The organism is Bradyrhizobium sp., assembly GCF_049581145.1.
Lineage (GTDB): Bacteria > Pseudomonadota > Alphaproteobacteria > Rhizobiales > Xanthobacteraceae > Bradyrhizobium.
On the sequence record NZ_JBAURI010001142.1, the window covers coordinates 1 to 3,198 of the forward strand.

Annotated in this window: 1 protein-coding gene; it reads left to right on the forward strand. The window is 60.6% G+C overall.

Annotated features, from left to right (window positions below; all coding sequences use genetic code 11):
- Window positions 1–3,198 (forward strand): PAS domain S-box protein (locus tag WCB02_RS36495; RefSeq protein WP_423966529.1); only part of this gene is annotated, 3,198 nt, incomplete at both ends.

Consider the following 3,198-nt stretch of genomic DNA (forward strand, 5'->3'; position numbering starts at 1 on the left):
TGTCGTGGACCTCATGGTCGGAAGGCTAGTCCGCCTTTCGGAAGATACACGGCGGGCGCTGGAGCAGTTCGCCTGTCTCGGCGCCGCCGCCGACACGGAAACATTGGCGATCGTTCTCGAAACCTCGCCGGACAAGGTTCACATTGCACTTTCAGACGCGCTCTCCCAGGAATTGGTTGAACGCCGTGGAAACGCCTACCACTTCATTCATGACCGGGTACAGGAAGCAGCCTACTTGCTGATCCCGGCCGCCTCGCGCGCCAGGGCGCACCTCAGGATTGGAAGGTTGCTGACAGAGCGGACCCCGACCGGACCGCATGAAGACGCGATCTTCGAGATCGTCAGCCAGTTCAATCGGGGCGCTGCCCTGATCACCTCGCGGGAAGAGCGCGAGCAGGTCGCGCACCTCAACCTGGTCGCTGGCAAGCGTGCAAAAACTTCGACGGCCTACGCTTCGGCGCTCTCATACCTCAAGGCCGGTATCGAGCTGTTGTCGGAGGAGACGTGGGAGCGCCGGCAGCAACTGCCATTCGAGCTTGAACTGCACCGGTCCGACTGCGAGACTTGGATCGGCGCTGCGTCGTCTGCGGAGGAGCGTCTCGCGGCTCTCGCAACGCGCGCCACGGATACCGTACAGCGGGCGGCCATCGCAAGCCGGCGCGTTGATTTGCATACGATGCTCGGAGAGTTCGACCGCGCTGTGGAGCTAGGCCTGGAATACCTGCAGCATGTGGGCATCGACTGGCCGGCTCATCCTTCGGAGATGGAGGCGCAGTGCGAGTACCAGCGCATCTGGTCCAATCTGGGTGACCGGGAAATCGAGGATCTGATCAATCTGCCGCCAATGCGCGACCCAGATTTGCTCGCAACGCTTGACGTTCTCACAGTGCTCGGAGCACCGGTGTTGTATACCGACGCGAACTTATACGCCCTTACCATCTCCAGGGGAGTGAATCTCAGCTTGGAGCACGGCAACAGCGAAGCCTCACCGGCGCACTATGTGGCGGTCGGGCTTTCTGCCGGCGACCAATTCGGGGACTATGACGCAGGCTATCGCCTTGGAAAGCTCGCTTGCGATCTTACCGAAGCGCGTGGACTGAAACGGTTTGGAGGAAAAACTTATTTGGTTTTCGCGTTTCTGGCGCCCCGGACGCGACCGATCCGAGAGAGTATTGAAGCAGCGCAGCAATCTTTTCGGACAGCGAACGAGCAAGGGGACCCGACCTATGCCGCGTACGCGTGCAGCGAGCTCATTTCCAGCCGTCTCGCCTCGGGGGAGGTCCTTGATCGTGTCTTGCGTGAAGCCGAGTATGGACTTGAGTTTTCGCGCAAGATGGGGTTCGAATTCGTAGCCAACATGATCTTAGCCCCTCTCTCGCTCGTTCGGATGCTTCGCGGCGAAACAGAAAGGTTTGGTTCATTTGACGGTAGCGACTTTTCGGAGCGCGCCTTCGAAGAGCGCATGACGGGCCATTCGGCGTTCGCTCTGCCGGAATGTTTCTACTGGATCAGAAAGCTGCAAGCACGCTTTTTTGCTGGCGACTACATGGCTGCCATCGACGCAGCAGAGAAGGTCGATAAATGGTTCGCGACGTCCTCTTCGTTGTGGATCATGATGTTGGAATGGGCTGAATATCACTTCTATGCCGCGCTGTCTCGTGCAGCATGTTGCGAGCCCAATGGCCTCGATCCTTATGCAACCCATCAAGCGGCGCTCGCAGCGCATCGCGCGCAGCTTCGGGCCTGGGAAACGAATTGCCCGTCGAATTTCGAGAGCCAAGCCGCGTTGGTAGGGGCCGAGATTGCCCGAATCGAAGGCCGCGTGCTGGATGCTGAGTCCCTTTACGAACAAGCCATCCGCTCGGCGCGCGCCAACGGAGTCGTTCAAAACGAAGCGCTCGCCTACGAACTGGCCGCCCGCTTTTACGCCGCGCGCGTGTTCGAGCAGTTCGCGCGCACCTATCTGTCAAGCGCGCGTGACGGTTATCTGCGATGGGGCGCCGTTGGGAAGGTACGGCAGCTCGACGAGCTGCATCCATGGCTCGGCGAGGATAGGTCTGCGGCCAATCGCACTAATACGATCCGCACACCGGTCGAACACCTTCATCTCGCGACCGTGGTCAAGGTATCGCAAGCCGTCTCGAGTGAGATCGTTCCCGAAAAGCTGGTCGATACGCTGATGCGCACCGCGCTCGAGCAGGCAGGCGCCGAACGCGGGCTTCTGGTTCTCCTGCGCGATGGAGAGCCGCGGGTCGCGGCCGAAGCTGCAACGAGCGCGGACGGAATAATCCTGCGCTCGTTCAACGACGTCGCGGATGGAGACCGATTGCCGGAATCCGTGCTTCAATATGTATCGCGTACTGGTCAGAGTGTCATCCTCGACGATGCCACCGTCCAACCGGCGTTTGCCGCCGATCCGTACATCCGGAGGCAGCATTCGCGGTCGATCCTGTGCCTGCCGCTGCTCAACCGGGCCAGATTGATCGGCGTGCTCTTTCTCGAAAACAGCCTGGCCGCCGGTGTGTTCGCGCCGGCCCGGATCGCGGTGCTGAAACTGGTGTCGTCGCAGGCAGCAATAGCGCTGGAGAATTCGCGACTCTACAGCGATCTCCAGGAACGCGAGGCCAAGATCAGGCGTCTGGTCGATGCCAACATCATCGGCATCCTCTTCATCGACGTCGATGGCGGGATCATGGAGGCGAACGACGCGTTCCTCGGCATCGTCGGATATGGCCGTGATGATGTCGTGTCGGGCCGTATTCGATGGACGGAACTGACGCCAACCGAATGGCGGGACGGCGACCTGCAGCGTATCGAAGAGGTTAGGCTGACCGGCACGGCGCGAGCCTACGAAAAAGAACTTTACCACAAGGATGGCAGGCGCGTACCGGTGCTGGTTGGCGCTGCCAGCTTTGAGAAGTCCGGAAACACCGGCGTGGCCTTCGTGCTCGATCTGACCGAACGCAAAATGGCCGAGGAAGCGCTGCGGGAGATGGAGGCGAACTTTGCCCACGTCAACCGCGTGAGCACTATGGGCGAACTGGCCGCCTCGCTCTCGCACGAAATCCTGCATCCGATCGCAACCGCCCGCAACAACGCTCGCGCAGCGGTCCGTTTTCTGAACATGAATCCCCCAAACCTCAGCGAGGTGAGGGAAGCGCTTGGCGCCGTTGTCAGGGACATGGACCGTGGCAGGGA